This window comes from Sulfuricurvum sp. (genome assembly GCF_030691015.1).
Lineage (GTDB): Bacteria > Campylobacterota > Campylobacteria > Campylobacterales > Sulfurimonadaceae > Sulfuricurvum.
The window spans coordinates 1-1,962 of the sequence record NZ_JAUYFF010000006.1 but is presented as its reverse complement, the minus strand read 5'-3'; the positions used below and the strand labels follow the sequence as shown (position 1 = coordinate 1,962).

Annotated in this window: 3 protein-coding genes; all 3 read right to left on the bottom strand. The window is 44.9% G+C overall.

What is annotated here, in order from left to right; translation table 11 throughout:
- Nucleotides 1-165: P-II family nitrogen regulator (locus tag Q8O20_RS06385; RefSeq protein WP_305530483.1), on the bottom strand; the 165-nt coding region annotated here is incomplete at its 3' end.
- A gap of 13 nt (nt 166-178) precedes the next feature.
- Entirely contained in the window at nt 179-1,510 is a 1,332-nt protein-coding gene (locus tag Q8O20_RS06380; protein WP_305530482.1) for an ammonium transporter, read from the bottom strand.
- 193 nt (nt 1,511-1,703) lie between these two features.
- Nucleotides 1,704-1,962, bottom strand: a 259-nt coding sequence (locus Q8O20_RS06375; RefSeq protein ID WP_305530481.1) for a P-II family nitrogen regulator, incomplete at its 5' end; no start/stop codon positions are given.

The following is a 1,962-nucleotide window of genomic DNA, read 5'->3' as shown; positions in this document are numbered from 1 at the left end:
AAAGTCTACGACATATTCTGCACCGCGATATAACTCGCTGTGCCCTTTTTGTCGTCCGTATCCTTTTACTTCACTTACCGTCATTCCCGTAATACCGATTTCGGCTAGGGCGTCTTTTACATCTTCTAGTTTAAATGGTTTAATAACCGCTTCGATTTTTTTCATTGTTCATTCCTTCTTATAGGTTAAATCCACGTTCACCGTGTACTGATTCATCCAAACCTTGGCTCTCTTGTTCTTCGTTAATACGTGAACCGCCGGTCAATGCCATTGCGATATAGTAAACCACGATCGTACCGACCAATGTGAATAGTCCGACAACCAAAACTGATTCCGCTTGAACCATAATTTGTCCCATACGGTCACCTGAATCTTTCAACGGTCCTGACCACAACAATGCATTGTCGGTATTCGGTGTGTACGCAGCGAAGATACCCGTTGCAATCGCACCCCAAAGACCTGCAAGGAAGTGAACTCCGAACGCATCCAAAGAATCATCGTATCCCAATTTTTTCTTGAGCGCCGTTACACCGAAGAATGCGATCAAAGCTCCACTTGCACCAATGATAAATGCACCGTTAACTCCTACGAAACCCGCAGCCGGAGTAATCGCTACAAGACCTGCGATAGCTCCTGTTGCCGCACCGAGCAATGTTGGTTTTTTGAATACCGCATACTCAACCACAATCCAAGTCACCGTAGCAACCGCAGCCGCAATGGTTGTTGTCAAATACGCAAGACCGGCAATAGCGTTCGCACCGAATGCAGATCCGCCGTTAAATCCGTACCAACCGAACCATAGAAGACCGGCACCGAGAGCAGTCAAAATAACACTTGCCGGTTTCATAGCTGTTTTTGGGTAACCGACACGTTTGCCGATCAAAAGAGCAAGAACCAAACCGGCCAAACCACCGTTCATGTGAACAACCGTACCCCCTGCGAAGTCAAGAGCACCTTCATTGAAAAGGTAACCGCCGCCCCATACCATGTGGGTAATCGGAGCATAAACGACAATGGTCCAGATAAAGGCAAATACCATCCATGTTGAAAATTTCATACGCTCAATCACAGAACCTGCCGCAATTGCTACGGTAATCGCCGCAAATGTCCCTTGGAACACAACGAATACAAATTTAGGATAAAGCTGACCGAGATCAACACTGGCAAACTCTGTCCAGCTGATGCCGCTGAGCATAATATGGTTAAAGCCACCGATAACTTGGTTCATTGAACCCTCAGCCGTACCGAATGCGATAGAGAAACCGGCAATTACCCATGCGATAAATGAAACCGCAAAGGCACCGAATACCATGGCAAATGTATTAAGAATATTTTTAGAACGGGTCATCCCGCCGTAAAACAATGCCAAACCGATCGGGGTCATCAACATAACCAACGCCGTCGACATCATCATCCATGCAGTATCCCCTGAGTTAAGCACAGGTGCTGCAGCATCTTCGGCGAATGCCGATACGCCCATTAGCGATAAAGCTAAAAGCCACTTTTTCATTTTCTCTCCTTATAACGTAAATGTCAGGTACCATTGTACAAAGTAATCCAAAAGTGAGAGTGCAATTTGTTGATTAAATTTTAATCAATGTAAAGATGAAATTCAAACAAGGGATTTTGTCACAATTATTTTTATAGAAGCACTCCACCCAAAAGGGTGAAGAGAGAAGCGAAGCTTTTGAGAAGATAGTTGTTTAGATTGCGTCGCTATCGGTTTCACCCGTACGGATACGGATAATTTTATTAATATCGCTGACGAAAATTTTACCGTCACCGATTTTTCCGGTGCGTGCCGCTTCTACAACAGTATTGACCACTTGATCTACCATCGCGTCATCAACCACCATCTCCATTTTAATCTTAGGAAGAAAGTCTACGACATATTCTGCACCGCGATATAACTCGCTGTGCCCTTTTTGTCGTCCGTATCCTTTTACTTCACTTACCGTCATT

Coding starts and splice junctions, on each gene's coding strand:
- Q8O20_RS06380 (WP_305530482.1), bottom strand. CDS start 1,510: ATGAAAAAGTGGCTTTTAGCTTTATCGCTAATGGGCGTATCGGCATTC.